A 19980-nucleotide genomic window follows, 5' to 3' on the forward strand; every position below is an offset into this window, starting at 1 on the left:
GCAAGAAGTTCGAGGACCGACAGAGCAACAGCGATGAGAGAAGGGAGCACGATGAGCAGTCCGCGAGTAGTGGTGGTCACCGGCGCGAGCGGGGGGATCGGTAGGGCGTCGGCACGGGCGTTCGCCCGGAGAGGTGACCACCTCGCCCTGCTCGCCCGCGGCGAGGCCGGTCTCGAGGCGGCAGCCAAGGAGGTCGAGGCGGCCGGGTCGCGGGCGTTGGCGGTGTCGGTCGACACCGCCGACGCCGACGCGGTCGAGGCCGCGGCGCAGCGGGTGGAGGACGAGCTGGGTCCGATCGACGTCTGGGTCAACGTCGCCTTCACCTCCGTGTTCGCCCCGTTCACCGAGATCGAAGCGGAGGAGTTCAAGCGGGTCACCGAGGTGACCTACCTGGGCTACGTCAACGCCACCCGCTCGGCGCTGAAGCGGATGCTCCCGCGCGACCGTGGCGCGATCGTCCAGGTCGGCTCGACGCTCGCTTACCGCGGCATCCCGCTGCAATCGGCGTACTGCGGCGCCAAGCACGCCCTGCAGGGCTGGCACGAGTCCCTGCGATGCGAGCTGCTGCACGAGCGCAGCAACGTCCACGTGACGATGGTGCAGATGCCCGCGGTCAACACGCCGCAGTTCGACTGGGTGCTCTCGCGGCTGCCCCACCACGCGCAGCCGGTGCCGCCGATCTACCAGCCCGAGGTGGCCGCCGATGCCGTCGTGTACGCCGCCGACCACCCGAAACGGCGGGAGTACTGGGTCGGCGAGACGACCGCGGCCACGCTGCTCGTCAACGCCGTGGCCCCAGGTCTGCTCGACCGCTACCTGGCCCGCACCGGGTTCAAGTCGCAGCAGACCGACCAACCGCGGCCTCCGGGCCAGCCGGCGAATCTGTGGAAGCCGGCCGACGTTGACCGGGACTTCGGCGCGCACGGCGACTTCGACGAGAAGTCCCACGCCCGCAGCCCGCAGGTCTGGGCATCGCAGCACCACGGCGTGCTCGCTGCTGCCGGCGCCGTCGCGGCCGCGGCGCTGATGATCCGGCGCCGGTCATGAGGGCGACCGACGCCGTGCGCCTCGCTGTGGGGGTGCCGCTAACGATGCGACCGGACCTTCCGGCCCGGGTGCTCGGGCTGCCTCCGACCGAAGGTCTCGTGCTGGTCACCAGGGCGCTCGGGATCCGGTACGCCGTCCAGGGGCTCACCAGCGCCGCGCTGACGGCCACCTCCTGGCGACGCCGCGCGCTCGTCGCGGACGCCGCGGTCGACGGCGCCCACGCCGCCTCGATGCTGCCGGTCGCGGTGCTGCTGCCGCCGATAGCCCCGGCGGCGCTGCTCAGCGGCGCGGTGGCCGCCACGCTCGCGCTTCTCGACGGGCGGGCCGCCCGACGGCCGTCCCGCCGGCAGTCCCGCGACAAGTCGGCGGCAGAGGCGGCGGCCTGATAGACAAAGAATGCGCGGCCGCGCGGGGGATCGTGCGGTGCCGACCAGGGAGCGAAGAGCGCGTCCATGCGGTCCGACCACGCGAACCAGCGCGGAAACGCCCGCACCAGGATCCGGTTGCCGGTGATCTCGATGAGGCCGGCGAACCTGGCTGCGGACAGGGTGCGCCGGCCGAGGTACACGTCGTCGAACGCTCCGATGTCGGCTGTTACGTACACGTCGGTCTCGAAGCCTGGGTCGCGCACGCACACCGAGGCCTCCTTCTCCTCCAGTGCCCTGTTGGCCTCCGGGGCTGGGGTTTCGCGGCGGTCAGCCTCCCCGACGCGCTCGGGATCGACCCTCAACATCTAGGCGGACCCGGGCAGTCCGCAACCAGTCCGCAAGAAGTTCGGTCCAGCCCAATGGTGTCCAACGCCACCGACGACCGTCATTGAGGCGTTTGCGCAGGTCAGCCTAGGCTTCCGCGAAGATCCAACGATGACCGACAACTACCAGAACACCGCCGCCGACTTCCCCTGGAACAACTAGCGAGCAGTGCCACTTCTCAACGGCGCGTCGGCGGCGGAGCGACCTTCCGGCGAGCGCTTCGGCAGATCCTCAAGCGGCGCCCGTCGAGGTCTCGACCCGGACGTATCGAACCGAGCTCAAGGACGCCGAGGTCAAATCCCAAGTTCGGGGCGCGACGCACGGCGGCTCGGCACCGGGGGCGGCTCGACGGGCGTAGTGACCTTTCGCAGAGGGCGAGCAGCGCGGCGGATCTCAGCGCGGAGACGGTAGTCGAGTGCAGCGCTGGTGTGCTCCTCGGGCAGCGGCCCGCGAGCGAGGGCTCTCCGCAGGAGTCGGCCGACATCGTGGCCCCTTCGCTGGAGGCTGTCGAGAGTCACCGCCAGGTCGTTGGTGGACTCGTCGCGACGCCCGATGAAGGCGATGATTCGGGTCTCCCAGGCGCGGACGACATCGGTGTGCCGCTCCCCGACCTGCTGGGCCAGGTCGCGTCCGTGGCGGCCGGCCGGTGTGGTGCCGTCGCCAAGCGCACCCAGGAGACGGACATCGTCGTCGGCGACGCCGGTGGCCGCTCTCCACACCGCGAGGTCTGCAAGCAGTCGAGGGGTGAGGATGTCGTGATTCCGAGCAGCCCAGACCGGTTCCGCCTCGGCGGAGGCCTCGGCGACCCGCCTCGCCAGGTCGGTGACACGGCGTGCACGTGCGTCGAGGTAGTCCGACCACTGCGGTTGCTCGACAACGCTGGGTGGGATACCCGGCAGCCACGGCAGTGGCCCGGTTCCAGCCGCCGCATCGAGCTCGTCGTCGGCGGAGGGCCCACAGCACCGTCGAGCGGCCAGCATGACGGCGTCGTCATACCGTGTCACCGCGTCGTGGAGAAGCGCCTCCGGCCGTCGGGCATCGGCGGCCACTGTCGAGGCGGAGGTCGCTACGCCGTCGCGGGCCAGCACCCGCCGCAATGCCTCGGCAGCCGTCAGCTGCTCGACCACGCCTGGCAGGACGAACTGATCAGGCTCTCCGGCCGCCTCGGCGTCGCTGATGAGGTGGAGGTGGTTCTCGGCCCGGCCCCGCGTCAGCATGGTGTAGAGCAGCGGGCGGTCCTCGGTGCCCGTCACCAGTCCGTGTACGACGTCGCTGGTCACGCCCTGTGCGGTGTGCACGGTCGAGGCGTATCCGAGCTCGACATGCCTGAGGACGTAGTCGGCCGGTAGGGACGTCGAGAGGCCACTGGTCAGGTGCCGCACGGCGAGAGAGCTACCGACGACGCCGGTGACCTGCCAGCGGTCGCCGTTCTTCACCCAGTCGGTCCCGCCCAGGCTGAGCCGCCGATCGTTGCGCCGAGTGATCACGACATCGCCGAGGCTGGCCCGATTGCCGTCGGCCAAGCCGACCTCGTTCGTTGCCGGGATGCCCGCACACCGAGCGGTCCGCGCTCGCGCGTTGAGGTCGGCGACCAGATCTCGGGTCGGAGCCAGCATGAGGCAGTCCCGTCCTGCGGCGCGCTCGAGTCGCCACGCGTCGAAGACCCCGCTCACGCTGCTCTCGACATCGCCCACGTGGATCCGGCCGTTGTCCAGGTAGAACCCGAGCGCGGACAAGTCCCCGTCGCGCAGCGCCATTGTCGCCTCGGCCTCGACAGGGTCGTCGAACCGGACCGCCTCATCGAGCCGTACGGCGCCGTGCTGCCGGGCGATGTCGCGCAGGACGCCGCCGGCTCCGATGGCGGCGAGCTGGCGGTCATCGCCGATCAGGCGCACGGAGGCGCCGCACCCGAGTGCGTGACTGATGACGTGGTCCAGCGTCGGGGTGTCGGCCATGCCCGCTTCGTCGACCATGACCAGGGTCCCGGCGACGATCGCCGAGGTGAGCGCCGTGGGTGAGCCGCAGGCCAGATCGTGGGTGAGCTTGGCGAGGGTCTCGCAGCGCATCCCTGTCGCCTCGGCCAGCGCTGCCGCGGCCGCGGCCGAGGGAGCCAGACCGACGACCTCTCGTCCGGTCTGGCGCCAGGCCTCGCAGAGGACGCGCATCGCCGTCGTCTTGCCGGTCCCGGCCGGAGCCAGCGCCACCTCGACCTGCCGGCCGCTTGTCGCTAGTCGGTGAACCAGCCTGACCTGGCCCGCGTTGAGGCCGATGCCTTCCACAGCCGCCTCCAGCATCGCGAGGTCGATGTCGTCCGCCGTCAGTGCGACTCCTCCGTCGCGGCCGGCCGCCTCGATGGTGCGGTGCTCGGCGTCGAGGATCCGCCGGCTGGAGTAGTGCTCGTGGCTGCTGTGGCGATACACGCTGGTCCCGTCCGAGCGGCACAGGGGGACCGGCTCGGCGAGCGGGTCAAGCTCAGGTGTGAGATCGACAATCCACCGGGAGGCTTCGCCGACCACCTGTTCGACGACGCTGCCCACGAGTGCAGCGGGGACCGCGACATCGCGGATCTGCCGTTGGGCCTCGGCGATGATGTGCCAGCGCTGCCAGGTGGCGCGGCGAGCCTCGAGTTCGCCGATCACACGTCGCGCCGTCTGCTCGATCCACGCGGCGGTTGGCGCGGGCTGCTCGGTTGCCGCCGGCTCGAACGCGTCGCGAACCATCGCCGAGACGGCTTCGGGTGTGCCGAGCAAGCCGTTCGCCTCGCGCTGCCACGTGGCGCGCTGCTCGGCCTCTGACCGGGGCGAGTGCTTGGCCTGCCGGGTCTCGAGGTTCGCCTGCTGTGCCAGCGCGACCGACTCCACCGGGGTCGGTGGCCGCCCGTGGGCGCGGGTGAACGCCGCCGCCAGGCGCCGCTGGCGCGTCACGATGTCCTCGCGCCGCTGTGACCATGCCGCGCACAGGTCGGGGGAGACGCCGACGATCTCGCGCACGGGCCGCTTGTCATCCGAGGCGCCGGGTCGCTCGGCGAACCGCACGCCGAGTCGTTGGACCAGGTGCCGCTCCAGCATGGTGTTGTAGGTCTCGGAGGCGGCGACGGCGTACTGGTGCAGGATCCGGCCGTAGATCGCGAGCCACCGGCCATCGCGGGTCTGGACCTTGTTCGCGACCGCGACGTGGGTGTGCAGGTCCGGATCCCCGGCTCGGGAGTCGCGGTGCGTGAATGTGGTCGCGATCAGCCCGCGCGTCTCGACCTGTCGGGCGCCGTTGCGGCCCTCGCGGGTGAACAGTGCCCGGTCCTCGATGAAGGCCAGCGCGTCCGCCACGGCGGCGTGGTGGGCTTGCTCGATGGCTGTGGCCACCGCGGGCGGGGCGACCGCCCACAGCGCGGAGACCGACTTCACCGGGCTGAAGGTCAGGTCGAATCCGGCGACCGCGGTCTGCTGGGGGCGGGAGTAGCGGGCAAGGGCCCCCGCCAGTTCGCGCACGCTGACCGGCTCGCGGCCGTGCTCCGCCACGAAGCGCTCGCGGGCGAGCTCGGTTCGGATCCGAGCCACCTCGACAAGGGGTGCTGCTGCCTTCGCCGGCCGGCCGACCGTGCGGTTGAGCGCGTCGACCCGACGGGTGACCTCGACGTTGAAGCCGTCGACGCCATCGTGTCCGAAGACGCGGTAGGCCGCCCCGAGTGCCGTGCCGGTGACCGGATGGCAACCGGTGCCGAACAGGTTGCGCATCTGCTCGGCCGAGACCAGGTCGCCGGGCTCGACCCCGGCCAGGCCGGCCACGCCCGATCCGATCCACCGGCCAGGCGACTCGCCCTTGGCTGCGTAGTAGTCGCCGAGCCGGGTGCGCCCGAGCTCGTTGTCGTCCGCGGCGACCTGCCGAGTCAGGTACTCATACCCGGTTCCGGCCGACAGCTTCCGCAGTGTCATCACATCCCCTCAGGGCCCACCGGCATGTCGAGTGGCCACGCCGGACGGGGCGATGGAAGAGGTGTGTGGTGAAGGAAGTAGGGGGTGGGGAGGCGACGGGACGGCGCGGTGGAGGGTGGGGTGGTGAGAGGGGGGCGCGGGTCGAGGGAGCGGAATGTGCGCGGAGGGGACCCGGGGGTGAGGCCGGGTGGAGGACCGGGGGTACGGACCCGCGGCGGTGGCCACTCGTCGCCGGCCGAGGCCCTGAGGGGGTGGCGGCGCATGGCCGCTACTTCTCCAGGAGGCTCGGATGACGGTCGCTGTCACACCCCGGGTGGTCTCGCTCGCGCAGGCCGCCACCATGTTGTCGGTATCGACGCGCACCGTTCGGCGCTACGTCGACAGCGGGCATCTGGAAGCCATCAGGATCGGCACCAAGACCCTGCGGATCCGGGTCGAGTCGCTGCAGCGGATGCTCGACGGCACCCAGGCGTAGCCGGCGACGACAGCAGGCGCGACCTGTCAGTCGGTCCCTGGTTCGTCGGCTGTTTGGTCCGCGGTTCCCTGCGGAGCCAGCGACTCCAGGATCTGGGCGGTCAGCGGGTTCACTCGCTCGTTCGGCTCGATGTAGTGCAGCTTCGTGATCCGCGAGGACGTGTGGCCGAGCATCTCCGCGGCGAGGTCGGCGCCGCTGGCCCGGTCGATCACCGTGGCGACGGTGCGCCGGAAGGAGTGCGGCGTGACGCCGGTGATGCCGGCCTCGGCCAGGATCGCCCGCAGCCGGCGCCGTACGTTGGCCGTGGTCAACGGCGTGTGGTTGCGGCTGTGGAAGATGAGGTGCTCCGGATCCTCATCGGCCAGCGCCGCCAGTCGCAGCCGCAGCACCTGCGCGGTGAAGCTGGGAACGGCCACCGTCCGGCTCGACCTCGAGGTCTTGGGATGGTCCTGCCGATAGGTCGCCATTCCCTTCGGCGAGACCACCGTGCCGCAGATCCGCACCGTCGCGGGCGTGCTGGTGACATCGACGTCGCACTTGCGGATGGCCAGTGCCTCCCCGATCCGCGCCGACGTCCCGAGCATCACCTCGATGATCGCCTCCAACTGCCCGTCCGGCTTCGGCCCAACGAGTCCACCGCTGCGCCGCCAGCCGCGCGCCGCGCGGCGGATCGCCTCGACCTGCGCCGCAGTGAGCGACGTGGCGGCGGTGGGCGGCTTGCGCAGTCGGGTCGTGCCGGCAACCGGGTTGCGCGCGATCGCCTCCCACCGCAGCGCCAGTCCCAGACACAGGCTGAGGACCAGCTTCGCGTGCTTGGCCCGCGAGTAGCTGAGCGTGGCCTGGGCCTTGAGGAAGCGGTCGACCTTGCTGATCGAGATCTCGCGCAGCGTGTAGTGCTCGAAGGCGGGCAGCACGATCGTGGCCAGGTCGCGCTCGTACAGCTGCCGGGTGCTCGTGGAGAGGTGCCCCTCGGCGTCGAGCTCGGCCAGCCAGATCTCCGCGAGCTTGGGGAAGGGTGTGTCGGGGGTCAGCTCTCCGGTGCCGCGCAGCTGCTCGGGCCGCTCAAGCAGCTTCGACTTGAGCGTGGTCTCGGCCTTGCGCCGGCTGGTGCCGGTCGCGGTGACCTGCCGCAGCTGCCCGTCGTCGTCGCGGAAGCGCACGCGTGCCCGCACCTGCCCGCTGGGCATGGTCTGGAACGAGATGTCGCCGAAGGTCCCGATCGGCGTACGTGGCCTGCTCAACGCCCCACCTCCACGTCCCGAAAGGGCGTGATCAGCCGACGAGTGGCCACGGGCGTCGACGTCGCTGAGCCGACCCGACCCGGCTCAATGTGGTGAGTTTCTGGTACACCGATCAAGTCTCAAATGCCTTCAGGCGTGGAAACCGGTGGTCTCCACGCCTGAATCTGGTCGGGGTGACAGGATTTGAACCTGCGGCCTCTTCGTCCCGAACGAAGCGCGCTACCAAGCTGCGCCACACCCCGAGTTGCGAGCCCCTGGGGGCTCACAAGCAGGGGAGCATACCGGAGCCCTCAGTGTCACCTGTAATCGGGACCATCGTCGCCCGACGACCGCAGCCGTGGGGCCGCGACCAGCGTCAGAAGGGTGGCCTCGGGGCGGCAGGCGACGCGGATCCGGACGTACGGCGACGTGCCGAGCCCGGCCGACACGTGGAGCCAGGCCGCGCCGGGATCGCCCGGGGCGGCGTCCGCCGGGTGGCGGTGCAGGCCGCGGGCACGGGCCGGCTCGATGTCGCAGTTCGTGGTGAGCGCGCGACCCCCGGGCAGGCAGACCTGGCCGCCGTGGGTGTGGCCGGCGAGGATGGCGTCGTACCCGTCGCGGGCGAACGCGTCCAGCACCCGCAGGTACGGCGCGTGGGCGACGCCGAGCCGCAGGTCTGCGCGGGGGTCGGCCGGCCCCGCGATCGATCCCAGGCGGTCGTAGGAGAGATGCGGGTCGTCGACGCCGGCGAACGCCACGGTGAGGTCGCCGACCTTGAGCGAGGCGCGCGCGTTCGTCAGGTCGACCCAGCCGGCGGACGTGAAGGCGGCGACCAGGTCGCGCCAGGGCAGCTGCGGGACGTTGATGTGCCGCTTGCCGTCGTCGGGCAGCAGGTAGCGGAAGGGGTTGCGGGGCTGCGGTGCGAAGTAGTCGTTCGAGCCGAGCACGAACACGCCCGGCACGTCGAGCAGCGGTCCGAGCGCCTCGGCGAGGACGGGGACCGTGTCGCGGTGGGCGAGGTTGTCACCGGTGTTGACGACGAGGTCGGGCTTCAGGAGGGCGAGCCAGGAGAGCCACTCGATCTTGCGCCGCTGGCTCGGCACCAGGTGCAGGTCGGAGAGATGGAGGACCCGCATCGGTCGTGCGCCCTCGGGCAGCACGGGGACGGTGACACGGCGCAGCGTGTACTGACGCGCCTCCCAGGCGGCGTACGCCGTCAGGCCGGCTCCGGCCAGCGCGCCGGCCGCGACCGTGGTGCCGACGGCACGTCCGAGCGCGCGTCCGAGGCTGGATCCGGTTTCGGGGTCGGCGAGACGCATGCGGCAAGGCTGCCACAATGGCCCTCATGACCCTCAAGGAGCAGCTCCGCGCCGACCTCACCACCGCGATGAAGGCGCGCGACGAGGTGCGCTCCTCCACGCTTCGGATGGTGCTGACCGCGATCACGAACGCCGAGGTGGCCGGCAAGGAGGCCCGCGAGCTGAGCGACGACGACGTCATCGGCGTCCTCACCAGCGAGGCGAAGAAGCGGCGCGAGGCGGCGACGGCTTTCGCCGAGGGCGGTCGGCAGGAGAGCGCCGAGAAGGAGAAGGCCGAGGCGGCGGTGATCGCCGACTATCTGCCCGCACAGCTGTCCGAGGCCGAGGTCGCCGAGCTGGTCACCGCCGCGATCACTCAGGTCGGCGCCGCCGGCGAGGGCATGCGTGCCATGGGCAAGGTGATGGGCGTCGTCCAGCCGCAGGTCAAGGGCCGCGCCGACGGCGGTGTCGTCGCGGCGGAGGTTCGGCGCCAGCTCGGCGCCTGACCAACCACACCCGCCCGACCCCCTCCTGCCCGACCCCCTCCCGCCGAGACGTCAATCCAAACGGTCCGAGACGTCAATCCAAACGGTCCGAGACGTCAATCCCGTCGTCGTGACCGAAAGCGATTGACGCTTCGGACCGTAGGGATTGACGTCTCGGACCGTGGGGATTGACGTCTCGGCGGAACCGGGGCGGGTCAGTGGCCGTGGTGGCCCCTGCCGTTGCCGTTCCCGTTGCCGAAGTTGAAGCCCGGGAATGTCACCGCGGGGCTGGCGGAGTGCCGCCTCTTCTTCTTCTTCTTGGGCTGCGGCTGCGGTCCGGCCGAGGGGTACAGCGTGATCGGGCTGCCCTTGGCCGCCTTGCCCGACGGGTTGGTGTAGGCGACCGTGCCGGTCGGGTAGCTCGAGTACACCTTGCCGCTGACGGTGACCTTGAACCCGGCCGCACGCAGCACGTCCTTCGCGTGGCTGATCGACATGCCGGCGACGTACGGGACGCCGACCTGGATGCCGTTGATCACGCTCGCGTCGGGCTTGACGAAGTCCTCGTTGGGCAGCCACTGCTGGATCGTGTGCATGGCGTCGCCCCACATCGGGCCGGCCGTGGTCGAGCCGTGCGCGGTGACGACGTACCCGCCCTTGAGGTGCTGGCCGTTCAGCGTGATCCACTCACCCTTCGAGTTCGCGCCGGCGATCATCGCCGCGGTCGCGAGGGTCGGGGTGTAGCCGTCGTACCAGACGGTCATGTTGTTGTTGATGGTTCCGGTCTTCGCGGCGCTTGGAACGCTCAGGCCGAGGCCGGCGTCGCCACCGAACCCACCCGGCTCCTGGACACCTCGCAAGATGTCGTTGACGCCGTCTGCGGTGCCCTGGGCCATGACCTGCTGGCACGACTTGCCGTACTTCTTGATCGGCTTGCCGGCGGAGTCGAGGATCTCGCTGACGGGCCGCGAGTCGCAGTGGAGGCCGCGCGCGGCGACCGTCGCGTACGCCCCGGCCATCTCCAGCGGGCTCACGCTCGGCACACCGAGGGTGAAGGTCGGCACGCGCTCGTGCTTCGGGTCGGTGAGCTGGAGGCCCATCGACTGCGCCATCTTGTAGGGGTTGCACAGCCCGGTGACCTCCTCGAGCTGCGCGAAGAAGGTGTTCACCGACTCCCGCGTGCCGGAGTAGGCGTCCTTCTGGCCGCTCGTGGTCGAGTTGTGGACCTGCCACACGCCGACGCGGTTGCCGTCACCGGGGCAGCCCTTGTAGTTGGACTCCGGGATGTCCTTCTGCGCGGGCGAGTTGATCTGCTGGTGCAGCGGGAAGCCGTTGTACTCGATCGCCGAGGCCAGCACGAACAGCTTGAACGTCGATCCGGCCTGGAAGCCGTTCGAGTCGCCGTACTCCTGCGGGACGACGTAGTTCAGGTAGGTCTGGCCCGTCTTCTTGTTGCGGCCCATCGGGCGCGACTGCGCGAGCGCGCGCACCGCACCGGTGCCGGGCTCGACCATCGCGAGCGCCCCGATGGCCTGGTCGGTCGGCGCGACGTGCGCGGCGACGGAGTCGTCGGCCGCCTTCTGGTAGCGCAGGTCCAGCGAGGTCTTGATGGTGAGGCCGCCCGACTGCAGGAACTCCATCCGCTCCTTGTCGGTCTTGCCGGGCAGCTGCCCGCTCTTGAGCAGCCAGTTGAGCACGTAGTCGCAGAAGAACGGCGCGGTCGAGTTCACGCAGCCGTTGCGCGCGGGCTGTACGTCGAGCCCGAGCGGCGACGCCTTGGCTTCCTCGCCCTGCTTGGCGGTGATCACGTGCAGCTGCTCCATGCGGTCGAGGACCACATTGCGGCGGGCGAGCGCGCGGTCGGGGGAGTTCGTCGGGTCGTAGCCCGTCGGGTTCTTCACCAGGCCGGCCAGCGTCGCGGCCTGGGTCAGCGACAGCTTGTTGGCGTTGACGTTGAAGTAGTGCTTCGCGGCCGCCTGGACGCCGTACGAGCCGTCGCCGAAGTAGGCCGCGTTGAGGTAGCGCTCGAGGATCCAGTCCTTGGAGTGCGTCTGCTCCATGGCGATCGCGTAGCGCAGCTCCTTGATCTTGCGGGCGTAGGAGTCCTCGGTGGCGGCCTTGATCGCGTTCGCGTCGCCGGAGGCCTTGGCCTGGGCGACGAGCGTCATCTTCACCAGCTGCTGCGTGATCGACGAGCCGCCCTGCACGACGCCGCTGTTGGCCTGGTTGGTGACGAACGCGCGGAGCGTGCCCTTCAGGTCGATCGCGCCGTGCTGGTAGAAGCGGTAGTCCTCGATCGAGACCAGCGCCTGCGTCATGTTGCGCGAGATCTGGCTGAGCGGACGGGTGATCCGGTTCTCGTCGTACAGGGTCGTGATGAGCTTGCCCTGGCTGTCCACGATGCGCGTGCGCTGCGACAGGTCGCCCGTCTCCAGGGTGGCGGGCAGGTCGTTCATGCTGCGCGAGAGGTTGCGCGCGCCGATGCCGGCGACGCCCGCGAACGGGATCGCCAGCCCGGCCACCACGACGCCGAGGACGGCGGCGACCGCCAGCATGACGCCCAGGTGGGGCAGCAGGCGCGACGCCGGGAGGCGATCCGTACGGGGGCTCGTCATGCGCCCTAGGTTACGGGACCCCACTAGCAGATGCCGTGTCGCCGCGATGGCCCCCCGCGCCGATATGACCCGAGGGGACTAGTCAGAACGGACCATGGAACTTGGGTCGAATGTGTCTGTCCCGCCCGGTTGCACCCGCTTTACGTTGTCTACACGGGATAAGTCGGTGTCGTCGTCGTGGGGACCGCGGGGCCGATTTTCGGGACATTGGGGACACATATGTGGGTTGAGGATTGGGCCCCGAAGGCGGCCTGCCGGACGCAGGAGCCGGACCAGCTTTTCGTTCGGGGAGCAGAGCAGAACAAGGCCAAGCAGGTCTGCGCCGGGTGCCCGGTGAAGACCGAGTGCCTGGCCGAGGCACTCGACAACCAGATCGAGTGGGGCGTGTGGGGCGGTATGACGGAGCGTGAGCGGCGTGCGCTGCTGCGTCGTCGGCCGAACTCCTCGTGGCGCTCGATGCTGGAGGCGGCACGCACGAAGGAAGTCGTGGACGTCTGAGCAACGCTGAGGCCGCCGGTCCTGTGGGTCCGGCGGCCTTCGTCGTTCCAGGGTCAGTCCAGGGCCAGTCCAGCGTCAGGCTCCTGCGAGCAGGCGGCCGACCTCGCGCAGTCCGTCGAGGTCGTGCACGTCGCCCGCCAGAGCCGGTACGACGGCCGTCGGCACCCTCGGGTGCGCGGCCGAGAACCGGTCACGCAGCTGCTGCTCGCGCTCGACGAGCCGGGCCCGGTCGGCGTGCAGCCGGAGCAGGCCGGCCGTCGGGCCGTCGTCGTCGGCAGCGCGGAGCCGCTCGACCGCGGCGAGCGCGCCCGCGGCCGACAGCTCGCCGGGCGGCTCGGTGGTGGCCCGGTTCACGATCAGCCCCGCGAGGGGCATCCGGTCGCCGCTCAGCCGCTCCACGAAGTACGCCGCCTCGCGCAGCGCGTCCGGCTCGGGCGCCGCGACGACGAGGAACGCCGTCCCGTGCGCCTGCAGGAGGGCGTAGGTCTGCTGCGCCCGCTGCCGGAAGCCGCCGAAGACCGTGTCGAGCGCCGCCACGAACGCCTGCATGTCGGTGAGCACCTGGCCGCCGAGGATCTTGGTGAGCGCGCTCGTGATGATCCCGAACCCGGCCGTCATCAGCTTCGCCGGGCCGCGCGCCGGCGCCAGCATCAGCCGGATGAAGCGTCCGTCGAGGAAGCTCGAGAGCCGGTCGGGGGCGTCGAGGAAGTCCAGCGCGCTGCGGCTCGGCGGGGTGTCGACGACGATGAGGTCGTAGCCGCCCTCGCGGTGCAGCTGGCCCAGCTTCTCCATCGCCATGTACTCCTGCGTGCCCGCGAACGAGCTCGACAGCGCGATGTAGAAGGGGTTCTCCAGGATCTGCTTCGCCTTCTCCGGGCTCGCCTGGGCCAGCACGACCTCGTCGAAGGTGCGCTTCATGTCCAGCATCATCGCGTCGAGGCTTCCGCCGGACACGTCCTGCACCGGGCGCGGGGTGTTGTCGAGCTGGTCGATCCCCATGCTCTGCGCGAGGCGCCGGGCCGGGTCGATGGTCAGCACGACCACCTTGCGGCCGCGCTCCGCGGCCCGCAGTGCCAGCGACGCGCTCGTGGTCGTCTTGCCGACGCCGCCGGAGCCGCAGCACACGATGATCCGGGTCTCCGGGTCGTCGAGGAGCCCGTCGACGTCGAGGACGGGAGCGGTGGTCGGGGATGCGGCGAGCGGGCCGACTCTCGGGACGGATCTCATGCCAGCCCCTGCTCCTTCAGCAGCTCGGCCAGCTCGTAGAGGCGGCCCAGGTCGACGCCACCGACCAGTCGGGGCAGCTCGTACGACGGCACGTCCAGTCCGGCCACCACGCGACGCTGGGCGTCCTCGAGTGCGCGGCGCTCCGCGTGCTCGGCCGCCTCGGTGAGCAGCCCGTCGACGAGGTCGTCGGCGACAGCCACCCCGGCCCTGTCGAGGTCCTTCGCGATCGCGGCCCGGTCGAGCTCACCGGACCGCGCGGCGGCCAGCTCCCCGGGGTCGAGGTCCTGGGGCCGCACGAGGTTGACCACGATGCCGCCGACCGGGAGCCGGGCGTGGCGCAGGTCGGCGATGCCGTCCGCGGTCTCCTGCACGGGCATCTCCTCGAGCAGCGTGACCAGGTGGACCGCCGTACGCGGGGAGCGGAAGAGGGTCATCATCGTGTCGGCCTGGTGCTTGATCGGGCCGACCTTGGCCAGTCCGGCGACCTGGTCGCTCACGTTGAGGAACTGGGTGATCCGGCCGGTCGGCGGCGCGTCGAGCACCACGGCGTCGTACTGGCGGGCGCCCTTGTTGCGGCTGTTGCGCTGGACCGCCTCGAAGACCTTGCCGGTGAGGAGCACGTCCCGCACCCCCGGTGCGATCGTGGTGGCGAACTCGACGACGCCGAAGCGGTCGAGGGCCTTCCCTGCTCGGCCGAGCTTGTAGTACATCGCGAGGTATTCGAGCAGCGCCGACTCGGCGTCGATGTGCAGCGCGTAGACGCTGCCCGGACGGACCTCGCCGAGGGCGAGGCCCGTGGCGACGCGGGTCTCGGCGTACGGCAGCGGGTCGACGTCGAACATCCGGGCGATGCCCTGGCGGCCCTCGACCTCGCAGAGCAGGACGTTTTTGCCGTGGCTGGCAAGACCCAGCGCCAGGGCGGCCGCCACGGTCGACTTGCCGGTGCCGCCCTTGCCGGTCACCACGTGCAGCTGCACGTGCGGCCAGTCGGAGGACATGGGGGCGACTCTAGCCAGAGCGTCGGTGCGGGCGTCTAGGTTGTGGGGCATGGCGCTCGCCTCGTTCAAGGACCTCGTCATCGACGCCGCGGATGCACCCCGGGCGGCCGCGTTCTGGGCTGCCGTGCTCGGGCTCGAGGCCAAGACGCTCGACGACGGCGACCTGCTGCTCACGGGCGCCACGGCGCAGCATGCGATCTGGGTCAACGAGGTGCCGGAGCCGATGACGGTCAAGCAGCGCGTGCACCTCGACGTGCAGGCAGGCTCGGTGGACGACGTGCTCGCCCTCGGCGCGACGCCGCTCGACCTGGACACGTTCCGGTGGAAGGTGCTCCGCGACCCCGAGGGCGGGGAGCTCTGCGTCTTCGAGCGCGAGGTCGTGCCGGCGTACCGGCTCTACGAGGTGGTCGTCGACGCACGCGAGCCGGAGCGGATCGCGACCTGGTGGTCCGACGCGTTGGGCGCGCGCGTCGAGCACGAGGCCGAGTGGTCGGCGGTGGTGTCGATCCCCGGCGCGCCGTTCGAGGCGCTGGTCTTCCAGCGGGTGCCCGAGCCGAAGACCGTGAAGAACCGGATCCACTGGGACGTCGCGGTCGACGACCTGGAGCTGTTGACCGGCGACGGCGCCAGCGTGCTGCGGGCGCAGGACGACGAGATCGCGTGGACGGTGATGGCCGACCCGGAGGGCAACGAGTTCTGCGCGTTCGCTCGCTGAGGCTCTTCTGCCGGGCGCGTCAGAAGGATCAGCGCTGCTTTCGACGGCCGGCTCCGTGGGCGGGGTATGTCCTTGCGCTTCTCGTCGGCACCGTCGCGGCCGGTGGGTCAGTCTTGGAGGTCGAAGCAGCGGCCTTCGGTATACCGCTTGCGTGGGTCGCGGGCTGGATGAACGCTCGCAGCGAGCGGTGGGGTTGGTCGGCCGTGGTCGCCCTGATCCTGCTGGGGCTGGTGGTCGGATTCGCGCTGCGCTGACATGTCGGTGGTCTCCGCCATGCTGGACTCCTCGCCAACGCGCTGAGAAGGAGGCGGTCCGAGGTGGTGCTGTCCGGGATCGAGCTGCTGTTGCCCGACGTCGCTGCGTGGCGCGCGTGGCTGGAGGACAACCATGCCGAGGTGCCCGCGGTGTGGCTGGTGATGACGCGGAAGGGCGGCACCGTCACGACGTTGGACTACGCCGGAGCGCTCGACGTGGCGCTCTGCTTCGGTTGGATCGACGGGCAGACCCGGCGTCGCGACGATGAGACGACCTTCCAGCGCTGGACGCCACGCGGCCCGAAGAGCCGCTGGTCGCTCATCAACATCGGCCACGTCGAGCGGCTGACGGGTGAGGGCCGGATGACCCCGGCCGGGTTCGCCGCCGTCGAGGCTGCGAAGGCGGACGGCAGGTGGGATGCGGCGTACGCCGGCCCGGCGACCGCGCAGACCCCTCCCGACCTGGTCGCCGCGCTGGCGGTGAACCCCGCGGCGCAGGCGATGTTCGACGTGCTGACGTCGCAGAACCGCTACGCGCTCTACCACCGGCTGACCGCGATCAAGACCGAGGCAGCCCGCGCGCGGCGCGTGGAGGAGTTCGTGGCGATGCTCGCGCGGGGCGAGTCGATCTACCCGCAGAAGCGTCGCCCGCCCGTCACGGAGTGATGGCGAGGTTCGCGACGACCCGCTCGCCGAGCGCGACGTCGCCCTCGATCGCGACGGCCGCGGGGTCGACCTCACCGCGGCCGCCGGCGAGGCGGATGAACGTCTCCCGGCTCATCCGCAGCGTGGTGGTCGGCCCGGTCGGGACAGCGTCCAGCCGGTGACCGCGGCCGTCCTCGCCCACGGCGTACGCCGCCGGGGGAGTGCCCTCGACGAAGGCGACGACCGACGTGCCGGGCGTCCCGGCAGCCCGCTTGGCCAGCACGTAGCCGAGGCTCTCCAGCAGGTAGCTCACCGAGTGGTCGGCGGCCGCGGAGTCGAGGCCGCCGGGGCGGCCGACCGCACGGCGTACGTCCTGCTCGTGCATCCAGACGTCGAGCGGGCGGTTGCGAAGCAGCCGGGCGGTGTCCCAGCCGATGGCCCCGAAGACGCCGGGCGCCGGTGCCGCCGGATCCGTCGGCGGGTCCGCCACGAGCGCCTGACGACGCGCGGCGGTGTGGCGCCGGATCTCGTCGACGATCGCCGCGGGTGGGGCCTCACGGCGGGTGAGGACGCCGATCTCCGTGAACTGCCCCATCGGCCCGCGCACGTGCGCGGCGTCGCCGACCTCCGCGTGCTCGTGCTCGGCGCCCGCCAGGACGCCCTCGAGGTGCGCGACGTGCGACACCACGGCCCTGACGTCCCAGCCCGGGAGGTCGGTCGGCCTCGCCCAGTCCTCGCCCGACAGCGATGCCGCGAGGTCGGCGAACGCCGCGGTCGCCACGCTCCAGGCGTCGACGTAGCGGGCCAGCAGGAGTGCGTCCGGGGTCGAGTCGGTCATGCGGCGGACCCTACCGACGCACCCGCGCAGTAGGGTGCGAGCCATGACCAAGTGGGAGTACCAGGTCGCCCCGATCCTCAACCATGTGGCAGGGCAGATCCTCAACAACTTCGGCCAGGACGGCTGGGAGCTCGTGACCATCACGGACAACGGCTCCGGCAACCTCGTCGGCTACTTCAAGCGACCGGTGCAGTGATGACGACCCCGGAGGAGGCGCTGGCCGAGCTCGGCCTCACGGTGCCGGAAGTCCCCGCGCCCGTCGCCGTCTACGTCCCGGCGGTGCGGACCGGCAACTACGTCTACACGTCCGGCCAGCTGCCGATGCGCAACGGCGCACTCATCGCGACCGGCAAGGTCGGCGCCGAGGTCACCGCGGAGCAGGCGTACGAGTGCGCCCAGCAGTGCGCGCTCAACGCCATCGCCGCGGTCAAGTCGCAGATCGGCGACCTGTCGCTGGTGAAGCGGGTCGTCAAGGTCGTCGCGTTCGTCGCGTCGACGCCCGACTTCACCGGTCAGCCGGGCGTCGCCAACGGTGCCTCCGAGCTGCTCGGCAAGGCGTTCGGCGACGCCGGCGTCCACGCCCGCTCGGCCGTGGCCGCTCCGGTGCTGCCGCTGGACGCGCCGGTCGAGGTGGAGATCGTCGTCGAGCTGTGAAGCAGGTCCCGCTGCCGCCGGCGCTGCTGGCCAAGGCTCGTGAGTACGCCGCGGGGGAGCGCGTCCCCGCGGTCCCCCGCGACGCCGCGACCGTGCTGCTGCTGCGCGACGGCCCCGACGGGCCCGAGGTGCACGTCATGGTGCGCCACCGGGGCATGGCCTTCGCCGGGGGGATGCTCGCGTTCCCCGGCGGCGGCGTCGAGCCCACGGACCGTGCCGAGCTGCCGGCCGACTGGCCGGCGCGCCTCGGCGCTCCACCGGACGTCGCCGCGGCCGTCGTCGGCGCTGCCCTGCGCGAGGTCGAGGAGGAGGCGGGGGTCGTGCTGACCCTCGACGACCTCGGCCTCTGGGACGCATGGACGACGCCCGAGTTCGAGCCGCGCCGCTACCGGACCTGGTTCTTCGTCGCGCGGCTGCCCGACGGGCAGGAGGCGCGGGAGCTGTCGACGGAGTCGACGTCGGTCCACTGGACCTCGGCCGCCGCGGCTCTGGCCAAGGTCGAGTCGGGGGAGTGGAGCATGCTGCCGCCGACGTACTACTCCGTGCGGCGGCTGGGCACCTTCGGGTCCGTCGACGAGGTGCTCGACGTCGGCCGGAGGGCGAGCGTCGCGATGTTCACGCCCCGACTCGAGGGTGAGCGCCTCACGCCACCCGAGTGGGCGGTGGCCCTGTTCGGGGACGACCTGTGACGACCCAGGGCTGGGCGGGCGGGAGCTTCGGGGAGCGCGGCACCTGTGTGCTCGCCCCCAACCCCGGGATCATGACCCTCGACGGCACGAACACCTGGGTGCTCCGCGAGCCGGGCGCACGTCGCTCGGTCGTGGTCGACCCCGGGCCATCGGTGCTCGCGCACCTGGACGCGGTCGCCGACGCCGCCGGGGACGTCGCGGTGGTGCTCCTGACGCATCACCACAGTGACCACTCGGAGGCCGCGCGGGAGTTCGCGGAGCGGGTCGGGGCCGGCGTACGGGCTCTGGACCCGGCGTACCGCCTCGGGTCCGAAGGCCTCGTGGACGGCGACGTCGTCGAGGTCGACGGGCTCGAGATCAGGGTCGTCGGCACGCCGGGTCACACCGGCGACTCGCTGTCGTTCCACGTGCCGGCGGACGGCGCCGTCCTCACCGGCGACACGGTGCTCGGCCGTGGCACGACCGTCGTGGCACATCCCGACGGGCAGCTCGGCGCCTACCTCGACTCGCTCGACCGGCTCCACGCCCTCGCCGAGGCGAACTCCGTGTCGGCGGTGTGGCCCGGGCACGGGCCGGTGATCGGGGACGCGCTGGCTGCGATCGAGCACTACATCTCCCACCGGCGTCAGCGGCTCGAGCAGGTCGAGGCCGCGCTCGCGTCGCTCGCCGTCCCGGCCCGGTCGGCGGACCCGCGGGCCGTCGTCGAGATCGTGTACGCCGACGTCGACCCCGTCCTCTGGGGCGCCGCAGAGCTCTCCGTCCGCGCCCAGCTGGCCTACCTGGCCGCCAGGTAGCCCGACCCGGCTAGGCGCAGCCGCCGGTCGACACCCGGGCGGTGCGGCCGACACCGGAGGCGGCGAGCTCGTTCACCTGGTCGGCCGTGAGGGCGTAGCCGGTCTCGCGGTCGGTCACCGAGGCCGCGAAGACGACGCCGACGACGTCACCGGCGGAGTCGACGATCGGCCCACCCGAGTTGCCGGGGCGGATCAGTCCGCGCAGCGAGAAGACGCTGCGGATGACCGTGCCGTTGCCGTAGATGTCGGGCGAGCGCAGCCGCTGCTCCGCGCGGATCCGTCCGGGCTCCACGTCGAACGGGCCGTCCTGCGGATAGCCGAGGATGGCCACTCCGTCGTGCGGGCCCGCGGTGGTGTCGAAGGCCAGCGGCGCGGCGGCCCCGCTGTCGAGCTCGATGACGGCGACGTCCTCCTGCGGGTCGTAGAGCACGACCTTGCCCGACACGTTCTCGTCGCCGACCTCCACGGTCGGGTGGTCGACGCCGGCGACCACGTGCGCGTTGGTCATCAGGTAGCCGGGTGCGTAGAGGAAGCCGCTGCCCTCGACGCCACGCCCGCAGGAGTTGGTGCCGTGGACCTTGAACACGCTGGCGCCGGCTCGCACGACGTCCGGGTCCGAGCGCAGCCGCGCCGGCCCGGGCCCGACCCGCACGATCCGCTCCGGTGCGAAAGGCTCGAGGTAACGCGGGAAGAACGAGGTGCCGACGACCGTGTTGAAGCGGTCGAGGATGCCGCCCGCGCCGACCGGCATCACGCTGTCGACCTTCGCGAGCACCGCCGACTGGCGCACGGCGTTGGACAGCCCGGAGATCCGCGACCCGGAGATCGCGACACCCAGCGCCCAGGC

Annotated in this window: 20 protein-coding genes and 1 tRNA gene; 12 read left to right on the forward strand and 9 right to left on the reverse strand. The window is 71.4% G+C overall.

Annotated elements, in window-relative coordinates:
* The first annotated feature begins 51 nt into the window (after positions 1-51).
* On the forward strand, positions 52-1047 hold the full coding sequence (locus ABD205_RS05295) for an SDR family oxidoreductase (protein WP_344043137.1): 996 nt from the start codon (positions 52-54) through the stop codon (positions 1045-1047).
* Complete coding sequence (locus ABD205_RS05300) at positions 1044-1433, forward strand: hypothetical protein (protein ID WP_344043139.1); 390 nt, start codon at positions 1044-1046, stop codon at positions 1431-1433. Before ABD205_RS05295 ends, ABD205_RS05300 begins: the two co-directional genes overlap by 4 nt.
* A 659-nt stretch (positions 1434-2092) precedes the next feature.
* Here the strand turns inward: ABD205_RS05300 and mobF are convergent.
* Positions 2093-5728, reverse strand: a complete 3636-nt coding sequence (mobF, locus tag ABD205_RS05305; protein ID WP_344043141.1) for a MobF family relaxase — start codon at positions 5726-5728, stop codon at positions 2093-2095.
* A 289-nt stretch (positions 5729-6017) separates the two neighbouring features.
* On the opposite strand from mobF, the gene ABD205_RS05310 reads away from it, so the two are divergent.
* A complete protein-coding gene (locus ABD205_RS05310; RefSeq protein WP_344043143.1) occupies positions 6018-6203 on the forward strand; it encodes a helix-turn-helix domain-containing protein in 186 nt (61 codons plus the stop codon).
* A 26-nt stretch (positions 6204-6229) separates the two neighbouring features.
* Here ABD205_RS05310 and ABD205_RS05315 read toward each other — a convergent pair whose 3' ends face one another.
* The 3 genes from ABD205_RS05315 to ABD205_RS05325 form a co-directional block, all read right to left on the reverse strand.
* Positions 6230-7444 (reverse strand): tyrosine-type recombinase/integrase, encoded by a 1215-nt coding sequence (locus ABD205_RS05315; RefSeq protein WP_344043145.1) that lies wholly within the window; start codon positions 7442-7444, stop codon positions 6230-6232.
* 165 nt (positions 7445-7609) lie between these two features.
* Positions 7610-7686, reverse strand: a tRNA-Pro gene (locus tag ABD205_RS05320).
* Positions 7687-7740: 54 nt separating this feature from the next.
* Positions 7741-8742: a metallophosphoesterase gene (locus tag ABD205_RS05325; protein WP_344043147.1), complete on the reverse strand. Its 1002-nt coding sequence runs from the start codon at positions 8740-8742 to the stop codon at positions 7741-7743.
* A 17-nt stretch (positions 8743-8759) separates the two neighbouring features.
* Between ABD205_RS05325 and ABD205_RS05330 the strand changes: the two genes are divergently transcribed.
* Entirely contained in the window at positions 8760-9227 is a 468-nt protein-coding gene (locus tag ABD205_RS05330; protein WP_344043149.1) for a GatB/YqeY domain-containing protein, read from the forward strand.
* Between the two features lie 194 nt (positions 9228-9421).
* Here the strand turns inward: ABD205_RS05330 and ABD205_RS05335 are convergent, their stop codons facing one another.
* Positions 9422-11821: a penicillin-binding protein gene (locus ABD205_RS05335; protein WP_344043151.1), complete on the reverse strand. Its 2400-nt coding sequence runs from the start codon at positions 11819-11821 to the stop codon at positions 9422-9424.
* A gap of 219 nt (positions 11822-12040) precedes the next feature.
* Here ABD205_RS05335 and ABD205_RS05340 point away from each other — a divergent pair, with 219 nt between their 5' ends.
* Positions 12041-12319, forward strand: coding sequence for a WhiB family transcriptional regulator (locus ABD205_RS05340; protein ID WP_344043153.1), 279 nt, complete (start codon positions 12041-12043; stop codon positions 12317-12319).
* A 75-nt stretch (positions 12320-12394) separates the two neighbouring features.
* Here ABD205_RS05340 and bagB read toward each other — a convergent pair whose 3' ends face one another.
* Entirely contained in the window at positions 12395-13546 is a 1152-nt protein-coding gene (gene bagB, locus ABD205_RS05345) for an ArsA family ATPase (protein ID WP_344043155.1), read from the reverse strand.
* Complete coding sequence (gene bagA, locus ABD205_RS05350) at positions 13543-14544, reverse strand: ATPase BagA (RefSeq protein ID WP_344043157.1); 1002 nt, start codon at positions 14542-14544, stop codon at positions 13543-13545. The genes bagB and bagA overlap by 4 nt, the downstream gene beginning before the upstream one ends.
* Positions 14545-14593: 49 nt before the next feature.
* On the opposite strand from bagA, the gene ABD205_RS05355 reads away from it, so the two are divergent.
* The 3 genes from ABD205_RS05355 to ABD205_RS05365 all read left to right on the forward strand — a co-directional run bounded on the left by ABD205_RS05355 (position 14594) and on the right by ABD205_RS05365 (position 16179).
* On the forward strand, positions 14594-15259 hold the full coding sequence (locus tag ABD205_RS05355; RefSeq protein WP_344043159.1) for a VOC family protein: 666 nt from the start codon (positions 14594-14596) through the stop codon (positions 15257-15259).
* A gap of 113 nt (positions 15260-15372) precedes the next feature.
* Entirely contained in the window at positions 15373-15513 is a 141-nt protein-coding gene (locus ABD205_RS05360) for a hypothetical protein (protein ID WP_344043161.1), read from the forward strand.
* A 63-nt stretch (positions 15514-15576) separates the two neighbouring features.
* Positions 15577-16179, forward strand: a complete 603-nt coding sequence (locus ABD205_RS05365) for a YdeI/OmpD-associated family protein (RefSeq protein ID WP_344043163.1) — start codon at positions 15577-15579, stop codon at positions 16177-16179.
* On the opposite strand, the gene ABD205_RS05370 is transcribed toward ABD205_RS05365, so the two are convergent.
* Entirely contained in the window at positions 16169-16996 is an 828-nt protein-coding gene (locus tag ABD205_RS05370) for a maleylpyruvate isomerase family mycothiol-dependent enzyme (RefSeq protein ID WP_344043165.1), read from the reverse strand. The two genes, ABD205_RS05365 and ABD205_RS05370, sit on opposite strands and share 11 nt — an antisense overlap.
* 43 nt (positions 16997-17039) lie before the next feature.
* On the opposite strand from ABD205_RS05370, the gene sp36 reads away from it, so the two are divergent.
* From sp36 to ABD205_RS05390, 4 genes are all read left to right on the forward strand, one after another.
* A complete protein-coding gene (gene sp36 / locus ABD205_RS05375) occupies positions 17040-17192 on the forward strand; it encodes a Sp36 family protein (protein ID WP_344043167.1) in 153 nt (50 codons plus the stop codon).
* A complete protein-coding gene (locus tag ABD205_RS05380; RefSeq protein ID WP_344043169.1) occupies positions 17192-17650 on the forward strand; it encodes a RidA family protein in 459 nt (152 codons plus the stop codon). Before sp36 ends, ABD205_RS05380 begins: the two co-directional genes overlap by 1 nt.
* Positions 17647-18339, forward strand: a complete 693-nt coding sequence (locus tag ABD205_RS05385) for an NUDIX hydrolase (protein ID WP_344043171.1) — start codon at positions 17647-17649, stop codon at positions 18337-18339. Before ABD205_RS05380 ends, ABD205_RS05385 begins: the two co-directional genes overlap by 4 nt.
* 71 nt (positions 18340-18410) lie before the next feature.
* Positions 18411-19133 (forward strand): MBL fold metallo-hydrolase, encoded by a 723-nt coding sequence (locus ABD205_RS05390; RefSeq protein ID WP_344044464.1) that lies wholly within the window; start codon positions 18411-18413, stop codon positions 19131-19133.
* 10 nt (positions 19134-19143) lie between these two features.
* Here the strand turns inward: ABD205_RS05390 and ABD205_RS05395 are convergent.
* A partial coding sequence (locus ABD205_RS05395) for a MarP family serine protease (protein WP_344043173.1) occupies positions 19144-19980 on the reverse strand: 837 nt, incomplete at its 5' end.

The sequence above is a fragment of the Nocardioides panacihumi genome, assembly GCF_039530925.1.
Classification (GTDB): Bacteria; Actinomycetota; Actinomycetes; order Propionibacteriales; family Nocardioidaceae; genus Nocardioides; species Nocardioides panacihumi.

Coding starts and splice junctions, on each gene's coding strand:
- ABD205_RS05295 (WP_344043137.1), top strand. CDS start 52: ATGAGCAGTCCGCGAGTAGTGGTGGTCACCGGCGCGAGCGGGGGGATC.
- ABD205_RS05300 (WP_344043139.1), top strand. CDS start 1,044: ATGAGGGCGACCGACGCCGTGCGCCTCGCTGTGGGGGTGCCGCTAACG.
- mobF (WP_344043141.1), bottom strand. CDS start 5,728: ATGACACTGCGGAAGCTGTCGGCCGGAACCGGGTATGAGTACCTGACT.
- ABD205_RS05310 (WP_344043143.1), top strand. CDS start 6,018: ATGACGGTCGCTGTCACACCCCGGGTGGTCTCGCTCGCGCAGGCCGCC.
- ABD205_RS05325 (WP_344043147.1), bottom strand. CDS start 8,742: ATGCGTCTCGCCGACCCCGAAACCGGATCCAGCCTCGGACGCGCGCTC.
- ABD205_RS05330 (WP_344043149.1), top strand. CDS start 8,760: ATGGCCCTCATGACCCTCAAGGAGCAGCTCCGCGCCGACCTCACCACC.
- ABD205_RS05335 (WP_344043151.1), bottom strand. CDS start 11,821: ATGACGAGCCCCCGTACGGATCGCCTCCCGGCGTCGCGCCTGCTGCCC.
- ABD205_RS05340 (WP_344043153.1), top strand. CDS start 12,041: ATGTGGGTTGAGGATTGGGCCCCGAAGGCGGCCTGCCGGACGCAGGAG.
- bagB (WP_344043155.1), bottom strand. CDS start 13,546: ATGAGATCCGTCCCGAGAGTCGGCCCGCTCGCCGCATCCCCGACCACC.
- bagA (WP_344043157.1), bottom strand. CDS start 14,544: ATGTCCTCCGACTGGCCGCACGTGCAGCTGCACGTGGTGACCGGCAAG.
- ABD205_RS05355 (WP_344043159.1), top strand. CDS start 14,594: ATGGCGCTCGCCTCGTTCAAGGACCTCGTCATCGACGCCGCGGATGCA.
- ABD205_RS05370 (WP_344043165.1), bottom strand. CDS start 16,996: ATGACCGACTCGACCCCGGACGCACTCCTGCTGGCCCGCTACGTCGAC.
- sp36 (WP_344043167.1), top strand. CDS start 17,040: ATGACCAAGTGGGAGTACCAGGTCGCCCCGATCCTCAACCATGTGGCA.
- ABD205_RS05380 (WP_344043169.1), top strand. CDS start 17,192: ATGACGACCCCGGAGGAGGCGCTGGCCGAGCTCGGCCTCACGGTGCCG.
- ABD205_RS05390 (WP_344044464.1), top strand. CDS start 18,411: ATGACCCTCGACGGCACGAACACCTGGGTGCTCCGCGAGCCGGGCGCA.